The following is a 15,274-nucleotide window of genomic DNA, read 5'->3' as shown; positions in this document are numbered from 1 at the left end:
TGGGCGGGTGCGGAGGAGGGAGCGAGAATGACATGTCGACAACGCGATATTCATCTTCGCTCGCCGGTACTCGGCCGGAGCCGGAGCCGGGCCTCGGACCCGACCGGGCCGGCCGTGGGTGTGCCCGGTGGCCGGGATCAGCCGCCGGTGCGCGACCCGTCCGCCGCACCCCTGCCTATCGCCCTGTTCAGCCGCATCGGCCCGCCGCCCTCCCTCTGCCCGTGTCCGTCGACGCCGCGCTCGCGTGCGCGGCCGAGCGCGGGCTGCCCGGAAGCGGCCTGCGCGCACCTGTCCTGGCGCGTCGCGGACGAGGGCCCGCGCAACTGACCGCGCGTCGAACGATGTTGCCTGAGCGTATAGCCCGGACGGCGGTATCCCGTGCATTACGGGGCAGTTCGCCCGTAAGAGGGGTGTTTTTCGTCACCGGGTGTGACGGGGAGGGGAGAGAGGCAGGCGTTCGGCGTGCCGCAGGGCGTCCGCGACCAGGGCGCCGCACGCCCCGCCGGGCAGCGAGTAGAGGGCGCGCCGGCCGTCCTTGCGCACGCGTACCAGCCCCGCCGCCCGCAGCCGCGCCAGGTGCTGGCTGACCGAGGGCCGGGCCGTCCCGCAGGCCGAACTGAGTTCCCCGACGCTCCACTCACCCTCCCGCAGCAGCCACAGCAGGCGCAGCCGGGTGGGATCGCCGAGCTGGGCGAAGACCCGCGCGGCGAGGGAGAACGACGGAGCCGCCGACGGCGCGGGCGACTGCGCGCCGTGGGCCGGGGCGGGGGAGCGGGAGTCGACCCGTGCGGCCACCGGGGGTCGTCGGACGGTGCGGGCGGGCCGGGCGGCGCCGCGCCCGCCGTCCGTACCTCTCGACTCCCCTTCCGTCACCACATGTTCATCGTACGGGGGCGGCCGGCCCCGCCGTCCCGACCGGCTCCCGTGGTGCGCGGCCGGGCGTCCCGGCGGTCTCCTCGCGCGCGAGGGCCGGCCTACGGGAGGATCGAGTCCACGTAGCCCCCGTCCACCCGCAGCGCGCCCCCGGTGGTCGCAGAGGCGAACGGCGAACTCAGGTACGTGACCATGTGGGCGATCTCCTCCGGCTCGATGAGGCGCTGCAGCAGCGACTGCGGCCGGTGCTCGCGCATGAACACCCGCTGCGCCTCCTCCCACGGCAGGTCCTTGTCCACGAGTTCGTACACGAAGTCCTCGACGCCTCCGGTGTGCGTCGGGCCCGCGATCACCGAGTTCACGGTGACTCCCGTGCCCGCCGCCTCCTTGGCGAAGCCGCGCGTCACCGAGAGCAGCGCCGTCTTGGTCATCCCGTAGTGGATCATCTCGGCCGGGACGACCACGGCGGAGTCGCTCGCGATGTTCAGCACCCGGCCCCAGCCCCGCTCCTTCATACGCGGCAGGTAGGCGCGGATCAGCCGGACCGCGGTCAGGACGTTCACCTCGAAGTAGCGGCGCCACTCCGCGTCCTCGATCTCCAGCGCCGGTTTGGCCCCGAAGACACCGAGGTTGTTCACGAGGATGTCGGTCTCCGGCAGCCGGTCCAGGACCTCGGCCAGTCCCTCGTCGCTCGCGAGGTCGCCGGGCACGGAGAGCAGTTCGGCGCCCGGCAGCTCTCCGCGCAGCCGCTCCACCGCCTCCCCGGTGCGCTCGGGGTCCCGTCCGTTGACCGCCACCCGCGCCCCGGCTGCCGCGAGCGAGGAGGCGATGGCCGCGCCGATGCCCTGGGTCGAGCCGGTGACCAGAGCGGTCCTGCCTTCGAGAGTGACCTGCATGGTGGTGCTGTCCTTTCGGTCGGTCCTGTGCGGGGAGCGCGCGTGAGCCCGCTCTGTACCGCTGTCCGCTCCTCCCATGGTCAATGCCTTTCCGTTCACGCGCGTGCCAGGACACCGGGCCGCGGAGCGCAGTCGGCGCCCGCCGAAGCGTGGAGAGGGCGCCGCGTGGCCGGTGGCGCGGGCACGGAGCGGACCGTCGCGTTCGACGTGGGGGAGCGGACGGCCTGGACCAGGCGCCACACGGCCAGGCGGCGGGCCCGGACGCCCTCCGCCCCGGCGCCCTCCGCTCCGGCCGGACCGTGCCGCCGAACGGGTGCCGGGCGAGGCGCCGAAACGGCGCCGAAGGGCAGGCGGCGGCGGGCGCGCGGGTGCGGGAGCGTGGACGGCGGGCCGCCGAGCGGCGTGCCGGTCCGCCCCTGGGGGCCCGGCCGATATATCACTGTCGCGTGGCTTTTCCGTCCGTTCGTCCTGCCCCCGCCGCACCGCTCGGCCCCCGTGCCGAAGCCGTATGACCGCGCTCATCGCCTGCCACTTCGCGCTGGCCCTGTTCGCCTCGCCGCTGGTGCGCCGGCTCGGCACCCGTGCCTTCGTGGTGCTCGCGCTGCCGCCGGCCGCCGCCGCGATCTGGGCCGGGGCGCAGTGGCGGGGCACCGCGGACGGAGAGGCCCGCGGCAGCTCGTGGCGGTGGCTGCCCGACTACGGCGTCGAGTTCGCGCTGCGCCTCGACGCGCTCGGCGAACTCATGGTGCTGCTCGTGGGCGGCGTCGGCGCTCTCGTCCTGCTGTACTGCGCCTCGTACTTCCCGGACCGCACCCCGCAGCTCGGCCGGTTCGCCGGCAACCTGCTCGCCTTCGCGGGCGCCATGCTCGGTCTCGTCCTCGCCGACGACCTGATCCTGCTGTACGTCTTCTGGGAACTGACGACCGTCTTCTCGTTCCTGCTCATCGGCCAGCACAGCGGCGTGAAACAGAACCGGCGCTCCGCGCTCCAGGCCCTCACGGTCACCACCATGGGCGGGCTCGCCATGCTCGTCGGCTTCCTGATCCTGGGACAGGCCGCCCACACCTACCGGCTGTCCGAGCTGATCGCCCACCCCCCGGCGTCCTCCGCCGCCGTCTCCACCGCCGTCGTCCTGGTCCTGTGCGGCGCCCTGTCGAAGTCCGCGATCTGGCCGTTCAGCCTGTGGCTGCCCAACGCCATGGCCGCGCCCACCCCGGTCAGCGCCTACCTGCACGCCGCCGCGATGGTCAAGGGCGGTGTGTACCTCGTCGCGCGGCTCGCCCCCGCCTTCGCCGACGTCACGCCCTGGCGGCCGCTGCTGCTGATCCTCGGCTCCGCGACCATGCTGCTCGGCGGCTGGCGGGCGCTGCGCCTGCACGACCTGAAGCTCGTCCTCGCCTACGGGACCGTGAGCCAGCTCGGCTTCCTCACCGTGCTGGCCGGGGCGGGCCACTACGACACCGGGGTCGCCGCCGTCGTGATGATCCTCGCGCACGCCCTGTTCAAGGCGCCGCTGTTCCTGGTGACCGGGATCATCGACCACGCGGCAGGTACCCGGGACCTGCGCGGCCTGTCCGGACTGGCCCGGCGGCTGCCCGCCGTGTGCGCCGTCGCCCTCGTCGCCGGGCTGTCGATGGCCGCCGTGCCGCCGATGCTCGGCTTCGCCGCGAAGGAGGCGGCGTTCCAGACGCTGCTCGACGGCTCGGCGGCCGACCGGTGGGCGCTGGCGGCGGCCGTCGTCGGCTCCGCGCTCACCACCGCCTACACGCTGCGCTACCTGTGGGGTGCCTTCGCCCGTAAACCGGGACACCACGACACCGCGACGCACCCCGTCCCCCGGGCCTTCCTCGCCGCCCCCGCCCTCCTCGCCTGCCTCTGCCTCGTGCTCGGGCCCGGTGTGGGCTGGACGGACCACCTCCTCAGCGCCTACGCCGCCGGCTTCCCGGCCCCGGCCCACCCCTACCACCTGGCTCTCTGGCACGGCTGGGGCCCCGCGCTGCTGCTCTCCGCCCTCGCCTGGGCCGGCGGACTCGGCCTGTTCCTGGCCGGCCGGCCCGTCGCCCGCCTCGGCCGGCTCCTCGCCTGGCGTTCCGCCGACCGCGAGTTCGGCCGGATTCTGCTGGGCCTGGAACGCACCGCCCTCCAGTGCACCGGATTCGTCCAGCGCGGCTCCCTGTCCGTGTACCTCGCCACTACCCTCGCCGTGGTGCTCGCCGGGCAGATCGCCGTGCTCGCCGTCGACTCCCCGTGGCGCGGTGCCCCCGCCCCCCGCCTGTGGGACAACCCCGCCCAGGCCGCGGTCACTGTCCTGACCTGCACGGTCGCCCTGCTGTCTCTGGGCGTGCGGCGCCGGATGAAGGCCGTCGTACTCGCCGGGCTGACCGGCTACGGCACCGCCCTGCTGTTCGTCGTCCAGGGCGCCCCCGACCTCGCCCTGACCCAGTTCTGCGTCGAGACCGTGTCGATGCTCGTGTTCGTCCTCGTCCTGCGCCGGATGCCCGTGTACTTCGAGGAGAACTTCACCCGCTGGCGCCGGACCGTGCGGATGCCGGTCGCCCTCGGCGGGGCCGCCGCCGTCGCCGTCGTCGTGTGGATCATGGCCGGGGCCCGCCGCGGCGACTTCGCCGGTGCCGCCATGGTCGAGGAGACCGACCACCACGGGCTCAAGGACGTCGTCGCCACCATTCTCGTCGACCTCCGCTCCTGGGACACCATGGGCGAGTCCAGCGTCCTGGCCGCCGCCGCGATCGGCGTCACCAGCCTCATCTACCTGCACCGGCGCACCGACCGTGACGATCCGCTGCCCGAACCCGCCCCCCGTGAGACGGCCGGCACCGGACTGCGCACCGCCTGGACCCAGTCGCACGGTGACCTCGCCGGGCTCCCCGAGGGCGACGAGGGCGCTCCCGGACGCACCTGGCTGGCCGCGGGCAGGACCCTCGCGCCCGAACACCGGTCCGTCGTCTTCGAGGTCGTCGCCCGCCTCGTCTACCACCCGATCCTCGTGCTCTCCGTCTACCTGCTGTTCTGCGCCGAGAACATGCCGGGCGGCGGCTTCGTCGCCGGACTCGTGGCCGGGCTCGCCTTCATCACCCGCTACCTCGCGGGCGGACGCTACGAACTCGCCGAGGCCGCGCCCTTCGGCCCCGGGCTCTTCACCGGCCTCGGCCTGGTCGTCTCGACCGGGGTCGCGCTGGGCGGACTCGCCGAGGGCACCGTCCTGCACGGCGGGACCTGGCACGGCCACGTCCCGCTCTTCGGAGAGGTCCACGCGTCCACGGCGCTCCTGTTCGACTGCGGGGTCTACCTCCTCGTCCTCGGCGTCGTCCTCGACATCGTGCGCGCCCTCGGCGGCAAGGTCGACCGGCAGATCGAACGGCTCGCCGCGCTGCGTGCCGCAGAGGGCCACGGGGGCGGCCGATGACGGTCAGCCTCAGCCTGCTCGTCGCCGCCGCCGTCCTGTGCGCGGTCGGCGGAATCCTCGTCCTCACCCGCTCCCTGACCCGCATCCTGCTCGGCACCGTCGTCCTCGGCAACGGCGTCAACCTGCTGATCCTCACCTCGACGGGCGCGGCCGGCGCCGCCCCGCTGCTCTACCCCGACGTCATCCGCAACCGCGTCACCGACCCGCTGCCGCAGGCCATCGCCCTCACCGCGATCGTCATCACCCTCGCCACCACCGCCTTCCTGCTCGCCATGGCCTACCGCAGCCAACAGGTCAGCGGCACCGACGAGATCAGCGACGACACCGAGGACCGGCTCGTCGCGCTGCGCGCCGAGGTCCTCGACGCGCGCAGCCAACTGCGCGCCCGCTACCGCGAGGCCCGCGCCGAACGCGGCAGGACCCCAGGACAGCGCGCCCGCTACCGCGCGGAGCGCAAACGACTGCGTGCCCGGCTGCGCGCCGACCGCGCCTATCAGGCCCGTGCCCGCGACGCCTCGGGCGACCTGTGGAACGACGTGCTCGGCGCCGATCCGGAGGACTACACGGACGGCGACGACCCGGGCCCGCAGGAGCCGCCCGCACCGGGGGAGGGCCCCTCGGGGCCCGGTCCCGCCGACGACCCGGACGAGCACGACCGCGACCCCGGGCGCCCCCGCCCGCCCGACCACCCCGCAGGACCCGGACAGGAAGGTGCACGGTGAACGCCCTCGTCCCCCTGCCCGTGCTGCTGCCGCTGTGCGTCACCGGACTCAAACTCGCCATCGGGCCCCGGCTGCACCGCCTCCAGCGCCTCATCAGCGTCGCCGTGCTCGGCGCCGTCCTCGTACTGGCCGTGGTCCTCCTGGTCGAGGCGGACCGCACGGGCCCCCTCGCCGTCAACCTCGGCGACTTCGCCCCGCCGCTCGGCATCACCCTCGTCGCCGACCGGCTCTCCGGCCTCATGCTCACCGTGTCCTCGGCCGTGACGTTGCTGGTCCTCGTGTACTCGCTCGGGCAGGGCATGGCCGACCGGGACGACGAGACGCCGCTCGGCGTGTTCCACCCCGCCTACCTCATCCTCGTCGCCGGAGTCTCCTGCACCTTCCTCGCCGGGGACCTCGTCAACCTCTACGTCGGCTTCGAGATCATGCTCGTCGCGAGTTTCGTCCTGCTCACCGTCGGCGGCACCGCGCCCCGCATCCGCGCCGGTTCCACGTACGTGATCATCTCGCTGTTCTCCTCGGTGCTCTTCCTCATCGCGATCGCCATGGCCTACTCGGCGGGGGGCACGGTGAACCTGGCACAGCTCGCCCTGCGCTTGCAGGACGTGCCCGTCGGGGTGCGCACCCTGCTGGAGGCGATGCTGCTCACCGTCTTCGCCATCAAGGCCGCCGTCTTCCCGCTCGCCGCGTGGCTGCCCGACTCCTACCCGACGGCGCCCGCGCCCGTGACCGCCGTGTTCGCCGGGCTGCTCACCAAGGTCGGCGTCTACTCGATGCTGCGCACCCAGACCCTGCTGTTCCCCGGACACCGCCTCGGCGACCTGCTGCTGCTCGCCGCGCTCGCCTCGATGGTGATCGGCGTCCTCGGCGCCGTCGCCCAGACCGACCTGAAACGGCTGCTGTCCTTCACCCTCATCAGCCACATCGGGTACATGGTCTTCGGCATCGGCCTCGCCTCCCGGGCCGGGCTCGGCGGCGCCATCGTCTACGTCGCCCACCACATCACCGTGCAGACGACGCTGTTCCTCGTCACCGGCCTCATCGAACGGCGCGGCGGCACCACCGAACTCACCCGGCTCGGCGGCCTCGCGCGCTCGGCACCGCTGCTCGCCGTGCTGTTCTTCGTCCCCGCGATGAACCTCGCCGGCATCCCGCCGCTGTCCGGCTTCATCGGCAAGCTCGGGCTCATGCGGGCCGGCGTCGAGAACGGTGGCGCCTGGGCGTGGGTCCTCGTCGCCGGTTCCGCCGCCACCAGCCTGCTCACCCTCTACGTCATGGCGAAGATCTGGAACCTCGCGTTCTGGCGCGAGGCCCCGCCCGGCCAGATCGCCGAGGGCGTCCTCCTGGAGTCCGACGAGGACGACGACGAGGGCGACGACGAGACGACCCGCCCCGAACCGGCGGGCCGCGCGGTCGCCGCGACCCTGAGCGGACGGGCCGTCACCACCACCAGCCGGCTGCCGCGCACCATGACTGTCGCGACCGCCGGGGCCGTCTGCCTCGGCCTGCTCTACACCGTCCTCGGCGGCCCGCTCACCAGTCTCGCCGACCGCGCCGCCGGTGAACTGCTCACCCGTTCCCCCTACATCGAGGCGGTGCTCGGACCATGAGCATCCTGTTCCGGGGCCGCAGACGCTCGCCCTACAGCTGGACCATCGGCGGGGGCACCAGCCGCCGCGTCCTGGACCTGCCCCTCATCGCCTGGCTCACCGTCATCTGGGTACTGCTGTGGGGCACCCTGTCCTGGGCCAACCTGATCAACGGGCTCGTCGTCGGCTTCCTGCTGTGCCTCGCGTTCCCGCTGCCCGCCGTCGATCTCGGGCTGCGACTGCGGCCCCTGGGCATCCTGCGCTTCCTCGGCTACCTGCTGTACGACATGTTCTCCTCCAGCGTCGAGGTGACCGGGAAGATCTTCTCCCGGGGCCCCTTCCACGCGGCCGTCGTCGCCGTCCCGCTGCGCTGCCGCAGCGATCTCATGCTCGCCGCCACCGCCGTGGCCGTCTCCAACGTGCCCGGCGGCTCCGTCGTCGAGGTACGGCGTGCGACGGCCACCCTGTTCCTGCACGTCCTGGACGCCGACGACCCCGAGCAGATCGAACGGGCGCGGCGCTCCGTATGGCGCATGGAGGAACTCACCGCCCGCGCCTTCGGCACCGCCGAGGACATCGAGGCCGTCAGCAACCCGCCCCGACCGGAAGGCAACCCGTCACCGTGAGCGCGCTGCACTCCGTCGAGAGGGGCCTGATCATCGCCGCGGGCTGCATGATCCTGCTGGCCGGGGCCCTCATCGTGATCCGTATCTGGCGCGGCCCCTCGATGCTCGACCGCGCCGTCGCCCTCGACGTCGTCGCGGCCCTCATCATCGCCGGGATCGGCGCCAAGTCCGCGCTGGACATGGACCCCTTCTACTTCCCGGTGATGCTCGTGCTCGCCTTCCTCGGCTTCACCGGCTCCGTGGGCATCGCCCGCTTCATCGCCGTCCGCGACCGGCCGCCACGGCGCGGGGACGGCAAGGACGTGACCCGGTGAGGCGCGGCGCCGCGGCGGCGCGCCGGTCCACGACCACGACGCGAAAGGACGAGCGATGAGCGTGGGAGCACAGGTCGCCGACCTGGCGGGGGCCCTGCTGCTGTTCTCCGGCTGCTTCCAGTGCCTCCTGGGAGTCATCGGCATGCTCCGGCTGCCGGACGTGCTCGCCCGCAGCCACGCCGCGACCAAACCCCAGACCCTCGGGATGCTGCTCGTCCTGGTCGGTGTCGCGCTGCGGCTGCGCAACGGCATCGACATCGGCACCCTCGCGCTCGTCGTGTTCTTCCAGTTCCTCACCAGCCCCGTCGCCTCGCACCTCGTCGCCCGCTCCGCCTACCGCACCGCGCAGACCGGCTCCCGCGATCTGGTACGCGACGACCTCGACCCGCAGCTCAGCGACGGCGAGGGCGACTAGAGAGGGCCTCGCGGACCGGCACGACGGCCTGGGCGAGCGGTACGAGACGCGCTCCGGCCGCCGACAACTCCCGCTCCACGGCGCGCCGCGTGAGCGCGGCGGGCACCTCGCCGTCCCAGTCCGCGTGCGCGCCCCGCACGAGGCGGACCGGATGGCCCCGGCGCAGGGCCGAGAGAACCGTCGCCCGGACACAGAGGCCGCTCGCGACGCCCGCGACCGTCACCGTGACCCCGGCGGGCAGCAGGCCCGCGAGCCCCGTCTCCTCGAAGGCGTCCGCCCGCCTCTTGTCGACCACCGGCTCGTCCTCGCGCGCCGCATGCTCCAGGTGCCAGCCGTGGCTGCCGGGCACACACCCCGCCTGACGCGGATCGTTGTGCCGTACGTGGATCACCCGCGTGCCCGAGGCCCGCGCCCCGGCCAGCAGCGCGGCCACCGCCTCCCGCAGCCCGGCCGCGTCGGGTACCGGGTCGGGCGGGGCGAACACCGAGCGCTGGAGGTCGATCAGGAGCAGGACGGAGGTCATGGGCGCCACGCTAGACACCCGCGCCGAAGGCGCCAACCGGTTTCCCCGCTGCGCCGGGCGAGGCCGCTCAGCGGCTGCCCTCCCGCCCGCCCGGCTCCAGGGGCGGGGCGGACAGCCCGGCGTGCGTACGGCACTGCGGGCCGGCGGGCCGCTTTCCGCCCTCCGGGGCGGGCCGGCGCACGAACAGCGCCGCGAGTACCGCCGCGAGGACCAGCAGGCCCGCCATGCCGAACGCGGCCCGGTGGAAGGCCGTGTTCACCGCCGACGCGTCCCGGTAGGCGTTGTCGGACAGCCCCACCGCGAGCGGCAGCGCCGCGACGACCAGCAACTGGGCGATCCGCGCCGCCGTGTTGTTGACCCCGCTCGCCAGCCCCGCCCGCTCCTCCTCCACCGAGGCCAGCACCGTCGCCGTCAGCGGGGCGACGAAGGTGCTCATCCCGAGGCCGAGCACCGCGACGGCGGGCAGGACACCGGAGAAGTACGAGGAACCGGGGCTGATCCGCAGCATCAGCAGCGCCCCCACCGCGCCGATCAGCGGACCCGCCACGAGCGGCACCCCCGGCCCCACACGCCGCGCCAGATCCCCCGACCAGGCCGACAGCACGAGCATGAGCACGGTGATCGGCAACGTCGCGACCCCGGCCTCCAGGGCGTCGTAGCCGAGGCCGTTCTGCAACTGGACGGGCAGCAGGAACAGCACCCCGCCGATCGCCGCGTACAGGCACAGCGTCATCAGGTTCGTCACGCTGAACAGCCGTGAGGAGAACAGGCCGAGCGGCAGCATCGGATTGCGGCCGCGCCGTTCCACCACCAGGAAGGCCACCCCCGCCGCGAGCCCGAACAGCGCGGGGAGCGCGACCTCGGACACCGCCGCGCCCGGCGCCGTGATCAGGGCGTAGCTGATGCCCGCGAGGAAGGCCGCCCCGAGAGCCGCGCCGAGCACGTCGAAACGCCGGCCGGCCGTCGACGGGTCCCGGCTCTCGGGCACGTGGCGCAGGGCGATCGCCAGGACCACCGCGCCCAGCGGCACGTTGATCAGGAAGATCCACCGCCAGCCGGGGCCGTCGATGAGCCAGCCGCCGAGGAAGGGCCCCACCGCCCCCGCGACACCGGTCAGCCCCGACCAGGCGCCGACCGCCTTCGCCTGGTCCTCCGTGCGGAAGGACGAGCGCACGAGCGCCAGCGAGCCCGGCGTCAGCAGCGCGCCCCCGATGCCCTGGAGGGCGCGCGCCGCGATGAGCAGGGTCCCGTCCCGCGCGATTCCGCACAGTACCGAGGCCGCCGCGAACCACACGACCCCCACCAGCAGCGTCCGCCGCCGCCCGAGCCGGTCGCCGAGCGCCCCGCCGAGCAGCAGCAGCGCCGACAGCGTCAGCATGTAGGCGTTGACGACCCACTGGAGGGTCGACAGGGAGGTGCCGAGGTCCGCGCCGATACGCGGCAACGCCACATTGACGACGGTGCCGTCGAGCATCGCCATCCCCGACGCGAGCACCGCACAGGCCAGTACCCAGCGGCCCCGCGCCGAGGCCAGGGCGAGCCGCCCGCCCCCGGCGTCCGGCGGGCCGTTCACCCGGTCCACCGGCCGGCTCCCCGCCAAACCGCTCCTGTGCTCTCCCTCGCCGGCACGCCGCTCAGCCCTCCCATCGCCAGTCGGTGACCTCGGGCAGGTCCTCGCCGTGCTCCCGTACGTAGGCGCGGTGGCGGGTACGGGTGTCCGCCATCTCCTGCCGCAGGCCCGCCGCCCGCTGGGCCAGCCCCGGAACCCGGTCGATCACGTCCATGACCAGCCGGTAGCGGTCCATGTCGTTGAGGACCACCATGTCGAAGGGGGTCGTCGTCGTCCCGCGCTCCCGGTAGCCGCGTACGTGCAGGTGCGGGTGGACGGACCGGCGGTAGGCCAGCCGGTGCACGAGCCAGGGGTACCCGTGGTACGCGAAGATCACCGGCCGGTCGCGGGTGAACAGCCCGTCGAAGTCGAAGTCCGGCATGCCGTGCGGGTGTTCCTTCTCCGTCATGAGCCGCGCGAGGTCCACGACGTTGACGACCCGCACGGCCAGCTCCGGCAGCCGCTGCCGCAGCAGTTGCGCGGCGGCCAGGATCTCCAGGGTCGGCGCGTCCCCGGCGCACGCGAGCACCACCTCCGGCACCCGGCCGCCCTCGGTCCCGGCCCACTCCCAGATACCGGCGCCCCGCGCGCAGTGCCCACGCGCCTCGTCGAGGGTCAGCCAGTCGAACCGCGGGTTCTTCCCCGCGACGATCACGTTGACGTTGTCGCGGCTCGCGAGCGCCTGTTCGGCGGTCACCAGGGTCGTGTTCGCGTCCGGCGGCAGGTAGACCCGGACGACCTCGGGGCTCTTGTTGAGCACATGGTCGATGAAGCCGGGGTCCTGGTGCGAGAAACCGTTGTGGTCCTGCCGCCACACGTGCGAGGTCAGCAGGTAGTTGAGCGAGGCGAGCGGGGCCCGCCACGGCAGTGCGCGGCTCGTGCGCAGCCACTTGATGTGCTGGTTGGCCATCGAGTCCACGATGTGCGCGAACGCCTCGTAGGTGGAGAACACCCCGTGCCGGCCGGTCAGCAGATACCCCTCCAGCCAGCCCTGGCACAGGTGCTCCGACAGGACCTCCATGACCCGGCCGTCCCGCGTCAGGTGCTCGTCGACCGGCAGGATCTCCTCCTGCCAGGTCTTCCCGGTCTCCTCGTACACCCCTTCGAGCCGGTTGGAGGCCGTCTCGTCCGGGCCCACGAGCCGGAAGTCGCGGCGGCCGGCCGTCTCCCGCATGATGTCGGCGAGATAGTGGCCGAGCACCCGCGTCGCCTCGTGGGTCGTCGTGCCGGGGCCGTCGAAGTGTGCCGCGTGCCGCTCCAGCGGGGGAGTGGGCAGCGACCTGAGGAGCCGGCCGCCGTTGGCCACCGGGTTCGCGCCCAGCCGCAGATCGCCCTCCGGGAGGCACTCCAGCACCTGCGGGCGCGGCCGGCCCTCCGCGTCGAACAGGTCCTCGGGCCCGTACGAGCGCATCCACCGCTCCAGCATCCGCAGGTGCTCCGGGTTCTCACGCACCTGGGAGAGCGGGACCTGATGGGCGCGCCACGTGCCCTCGACCGGCAGCCCGTCCACCTCGGCGGGCCCGGTCCAGCCCTTCGGCGTGCGCAGGATGATCATCGGCCAGTGGGCGCGCTCCGTGGAACGGCCCCGGCGCGCCTCGGCCTGGATCTCGTCGATCCGGCCGACCGCCTGCGCCAGCGCGCCCGCCATCAGCCGGTGCACCTCCTCCGGATCGTCGCCCGCGACCTCGATGGGCCGGTAGCCGAGCCCCCGCATCAGGTCGTAGAGCTCGGTCTGCGGGAGCCGGGCGAGGATCGTCGGATTGGCGATCTTGTACCCGTTGAGGTGCAGGACCGGCAGCACCGCGCCGTCGTGTGCCGGGTCGAGGAACTTGTTGGAGTGCCAGGAGGCCGCCAGCGGGCCCGTCTCCGCCTCCCCGTCGCCCACCACACAGGTCACCAGCAGGTCGGGACGGTCGAAGGCGGCCCCGTACGCGTGCAGCAGCGAGTAGCCCAGCTCACCACCCTCGTGGATGGAGCCGGGCACGTCCGGGGCCACGTGACTGGGCACCCCGCCGGGGAAGGAGAACTGCTTGAACAGCCGTCGCATGCCCGGCTCGTCCCGGCTCACGTCCGGGTAGATCTCGGAGTAACTGCCCTCCAGCCAGCAGTTGGCCAGCACCCCGGGCCCGCCGTGTCCGGGCCCCCACACGCACAGCGCGTTCTGCCGGCGCAGCCGGATCAGCCGGTTCAGGTGGGTGTACACGAGGTTCAGGCCCGGGACGGTGCCCCAGTGGCCCAGCAGGCGCGGCTTGACGTGCTCGGGCCGCAGCTCCTCGCGCAGCAGCGGGTTGGCCATGAGATAGATCTGGCCGACCGCCAGGTAGTTGGCCGCCCGCCAGTGCGCGAGCAGCGAGCGGAGTTCGTCCTCCGGCAGCTCGGGCGCGAGGGCGGTCGGTGTCTCGTACGTGAACTCCTGCATCGCAAGCCTTCCGGCACGTCTACCACTGGAATCGGCCGGCGGCGGGAACCCCGGCCGCCTCGGCCCGCGACGGCGCGGACCGCACTTCCCACCCCCGGTACCCCGACAGGCCCGCCGCCCATCGTCCAGCCTCCGTGTTTCCCGCACCGGCCGCCGCGGACGTGCGACGGGGGATGTGCGGTGGGCCCGCGCGCACCGCCTCCCGCGCCCCCGTGCAAACCTTTCCTGACCAGGCGTCCGCCCGCCCGGCAGGCCACCGTCAGTCGCGGACCCGGCTCTCCTCGCGGTACAGCAGGTCCTGGTACGCGGGATGGCGGGCGATCCACCCCGCGTAGAACGGGCACACCGCGAGGACCGGTGTGCCCGAGGCGCGCGCCGCGTCCAGTGAGGTCCGCACGAGGGCGCTGCCCACGCCCTGCCCCTCGTACGCCGGGTCCACCACGGTGTGCACGAAGGCGATCAGCCCCTCCGAGTCGACGTACTGCGCGAAGCCCGCGAGTTCCTGGCCCAGCCGCGCCTTGTACCTGCTTGTCCCGGGGTCGTCGGTGACCTCCACCGGCCGCGTACCGCGCTCACCCATCGGCCCGCCTCACTGTCGCAGCCCGCCGCACGAGGCGGCGCTGACGGGCACCAGCCTGACCCGCGCGGGCGCACCGCGCGAGCCGGACGGCGCCGTTCGCCTGAGCCGGACGCAGGGGCGCCCGGGGCCCGCGCGGCGGGAGGCCGAGCACTGACGGGTTGCTCCTCGCGGGCCGCTCATCCGTTCGGCCCGGGTCCCCTGGCCCGGCCCCACCGCCCGTCGGAGAGTGGTGCAGCGCGCGCCTGGCGCCACCGGGCGGACGATCCGCACCAGGGAGGACGACCACATGAAGATCGCGGTTCTGGGGGCCACCGGAGGTCAGGGGGGCGCCGTGCTCAACGCCCTGCGCGAGGCCGGACGGTCCGTACGCGCCGTCGTACGCGACCCCGGGGAGGCCCGCGCCCGGGGACTCGCCTCCTCCGGCGTCGAGGTGGTGCGCGCCGACCTCTCCGACACCGACTCGCTGGCCGCCGCCTTCCAGGGCGCCGCCGCCGCCTTCGCCGTCACCACCCCCTTCGAGTCGGGTTTCGAGGCGGAGAAGGCCCAGGGCGTCGCCATCGTCGACGCCGCGGCGCGCTCCGCGCTCCCGCACCTCGTCATGGCCTCCGTCGCGAGCGCCGACCGTGACACCGGCATCCCGCACTTCGACAGCAAGGCGCACACCGAGCGCGTCCTCGCGGCCTCCGGCCTGTCCGCCACCGTCGTCGCCCCCACCTACTTCTTCGACAACGTCTTCGGTGAGGTCCAGGAGATCGCGGACGGCGAGATCACCATGGCGCTGCCGCCCGATCTCCCGCTCCAGCAGGTCGCCCGACGCGACCTGGGGCGGGTCGTGGCCGCCGTGCTCGCCGACCCCGAGCGTTACCGGGGGAGGCGCATCGAGATCGCCGGCGACGACCCGACCCCCGCGCAGATGGCCCGTGCCATCGGCCGGGCGGCCGGCGGGCCCGTCAGCTTCCGGCAGATCCCCCTGGAGTCCGTCGTGCGCGCGAGCCCCGACATGGGGGCGATGTACACGTATCTCACCGAGGTCGGCTATCAGGTGGACATCCCGGCGCTGCACGCCGAGTTCCCCGACGTCGGGTGGAACTCGTTCGCCGACTGGGCGGCCGGACAGCACTGGCCGGTCCCGGGCAGCTGAACGCGGGCCGCGGCAAGCAGGACGACACGGCGGTGGGGGGGGGGCGGGGCGGGGGGGGGCCCCCCCCCCCCCCCCCCCCCCGGGCCCCCCCCCCCCCCCCCCCCCCCCCCGCCCCCCCCCCGCCGGGGCCCCCCCGGCCCCCC

The 15,274-nt window shown here is 73.9% G+C and carries 13 protein-coding genes; 7 read left to right on the top strand and 6 right to left on the bottom strand.

Annotated features, from left to right (window positions below):
- Positions 1 to 420: 420 nt before the first annotated feature.
- Positions 421 to 876: an ArsR/SmtB family transcription factor gene (locus tag ACFYMP_RS27815; protein WP_388862684.1), complete on the bottom strand. Its 456-nt coding sequence runs from the start codon at positions 874 to 876 to the stop codon at positions 421 to 423.
- A 98-nt stretch (positions 877 to 974) separates the two neighbouring features.
- Positions 975 to 1,769 carry an SDR family NAD(P)-dependent oxidoreductase gene (locus ACFYMP_RS27810; RefSeq protein ID WP_388862682.1) on the bottom strand — a complete coding sequence of 265 codons (795 nt, stop codon included), beginning with the start codon at positions 1,767 to 1,769 and terminating at the stop codon, positions 975 to 977.
- Between the two features lie 508 nt (positions 1,770 to 2,277).
- Here ACFYMP_RS27810 and ACFYMP_RS27805 point away from each other — a divergent pair.
- From ACFYMP_RS27805 to mnhG, 6 genes are read left to right on the top strand one after another with little or no spacing between them, the layout of a single operon-like run.
- Entirely contained in the window at positions 2,278 to 5,193 is a 2,916-nt protein-coding gene (locus tag ACFYMP_RS27805; protein ID WP_388862680.1) for a Na+/H+ antiporter subunit A, read from the top strand.
- Complete coding sequence (locus tag ACFYMP_RS27800) at positions 5,190 to 5,915, top strand: Na(+)/H(+) antiporter subunit C (protein ID WP_388862678.1); 726 nt, start codon at positions 5,190 to 5,192, stop codon at positions 5,913 to 5,915. Before ACFYMP_RS27805 ends, ACFYMP_RS27800 begins: the two co-directional genes overlap by 4 nt.
- Positions 5,912 to 7,525 (top strand): Na+/H+ antiporter subunit D, encoded by a 1,614-nt coding sequence (locus tag ACFYMP_RS27795; RefSeq protein WP_388862676.1) that lies wholly within the window; start codon positions 5,912 to 5,914, stop codon positions 7,523 to 7,525. The genes ACFYMP_RS27800 and ACFYMP_RS27795 overlap by 4 nt, the downstream gene beginning before the upstream one ends.
- Positions 7,522 to 8,130 (top strand): Na+/H+ antiporter subunit E, encoded by a 609-nt coding sequence (locus ACFYMP_RS27790; protein ID WP_388862674.1) that lies wholly within the window; start codon positions 7,522 to 7,524, stop codon positions 8,128 to 8,130. Before ACFYMP_RS27795 ends, ACFYMP_RS27790 begins: the two co-directional genes overlap by 4 nt.
- The gene (locus ACFYMP_RS27785) at positions 8,127 to 8,444 is read left to right on the top strand and encodes a monovalent cation/H+ antiporter complex subunit F (protein WP_388862672.1); all 318 of its coding nucleotides are present in this window, start codon (positions 8,127 to 8,129) and stop codon (positions 8,442 to 8,444) included. Before ACFYMP_RS27790 ends, ACFYMP_RS27785 begins: the two co-directional genes overlap by 4 nt.
- 55 nt (positions 8,445 to 8,499) lie before the next feature.
- On the top strand, positions 8,500 to 8,859 hold the full coding sequence (mnhG, locus tag ACFYMP_RS27780; RefSeq protein ID WP_388862670.1) for a monovalent cation/H(+) antiporter subunit G: 360 nt from the start codon (positions 8,500 to 8,502) through the stop codon (positions 8,857 to 8,859).
- Here the strand turns inward: mnhG and ACFYMP_RS27775 are convergent.
- The 4 genes from ACFYMP_RS27775 to ACFYMP_RS27760 all read right to left on the bottom strand — a co-directional run bounded on the left by ACFYMP_RS27775 (position 8,837) and on the right by ACFYMP_RS27760 (position 13,990).
- A complete protein-coding gene (locus tag ACFYMP_RS27775; protein ID WP_388862668.1) occupies positions 8,837 to 9,382 on the bottom strand; it encodes an isochorismatase family protein in 546 nt (181 codons plus the stop codon). The genes mnhG and ACFYMP_RS27775 overlap by 23 nt on opposite strands.
- Positions 9,383 to 9,449: 67 nt before the next feature.
- Positions 9,450 to 10,862, bottom strand: coding sequence for an MFS transporter (locus ACFYMP_RS27770; protein WP_388862805.1), 1,413 nt, complete (start codon positions 10,860 to 10,862; stop codon positions 9,450 to 9,452).
- A gap of 154 nt (positions 10,863 to 11,016) precedes the next feature.
- Complete coding sequence (locus ACFYMP_RS27765) at positions 11,017 to 13,410, bottom strand: phosphoketolase (protein WP_388862666.1); 2,394 nt, start codon at positions 13,408 to 13,410, stop codon at positions 11,017 to 11,019.
- Between the two features lie 259 nt (positions 13,411 to 13,669).
- A complete protein-coding gene (locus tag ACFYMP_RS27760) occupies positions 13,670 to 13,990 on the bottom strand; it encodes a GNAT family N-acetyltransferase (protein WP_388862664.1) in 321 nt (106 codons plus the stop codon).
- 286 nt (positions 13,991 to 14,276) lie between these two features.
- Between ACFYMP_RS27760 and ACFYMP_RS27755 the strand changes: the two genes are divergently transcribed.
- Positions 14,277 to 15,131, top strand: coding sequence for an NmrA/HSCARG family protein (locus tag ACFYMP_RS27755; RefSeq protein ID WP_388862662.1), 855 nt, complete (start codon positions 14,277 to 14,279; stop codon positions 15,129 to 15,131).
- Positions 15,132 to 15,274: the final 143 nt, after the last annotated feature.

It is taken from the genome of Streptomyces sp. NPDC007088, from assembly GCF_042869355.1.
GTDB lineage: Bacteria > Actinomycetota > Actinomycetes > Streptomycetales > Streptomycetaceae > Streptomyces.
This window is presented reverse-complemented; position numbering and strand designations above follow the sequence as displayed.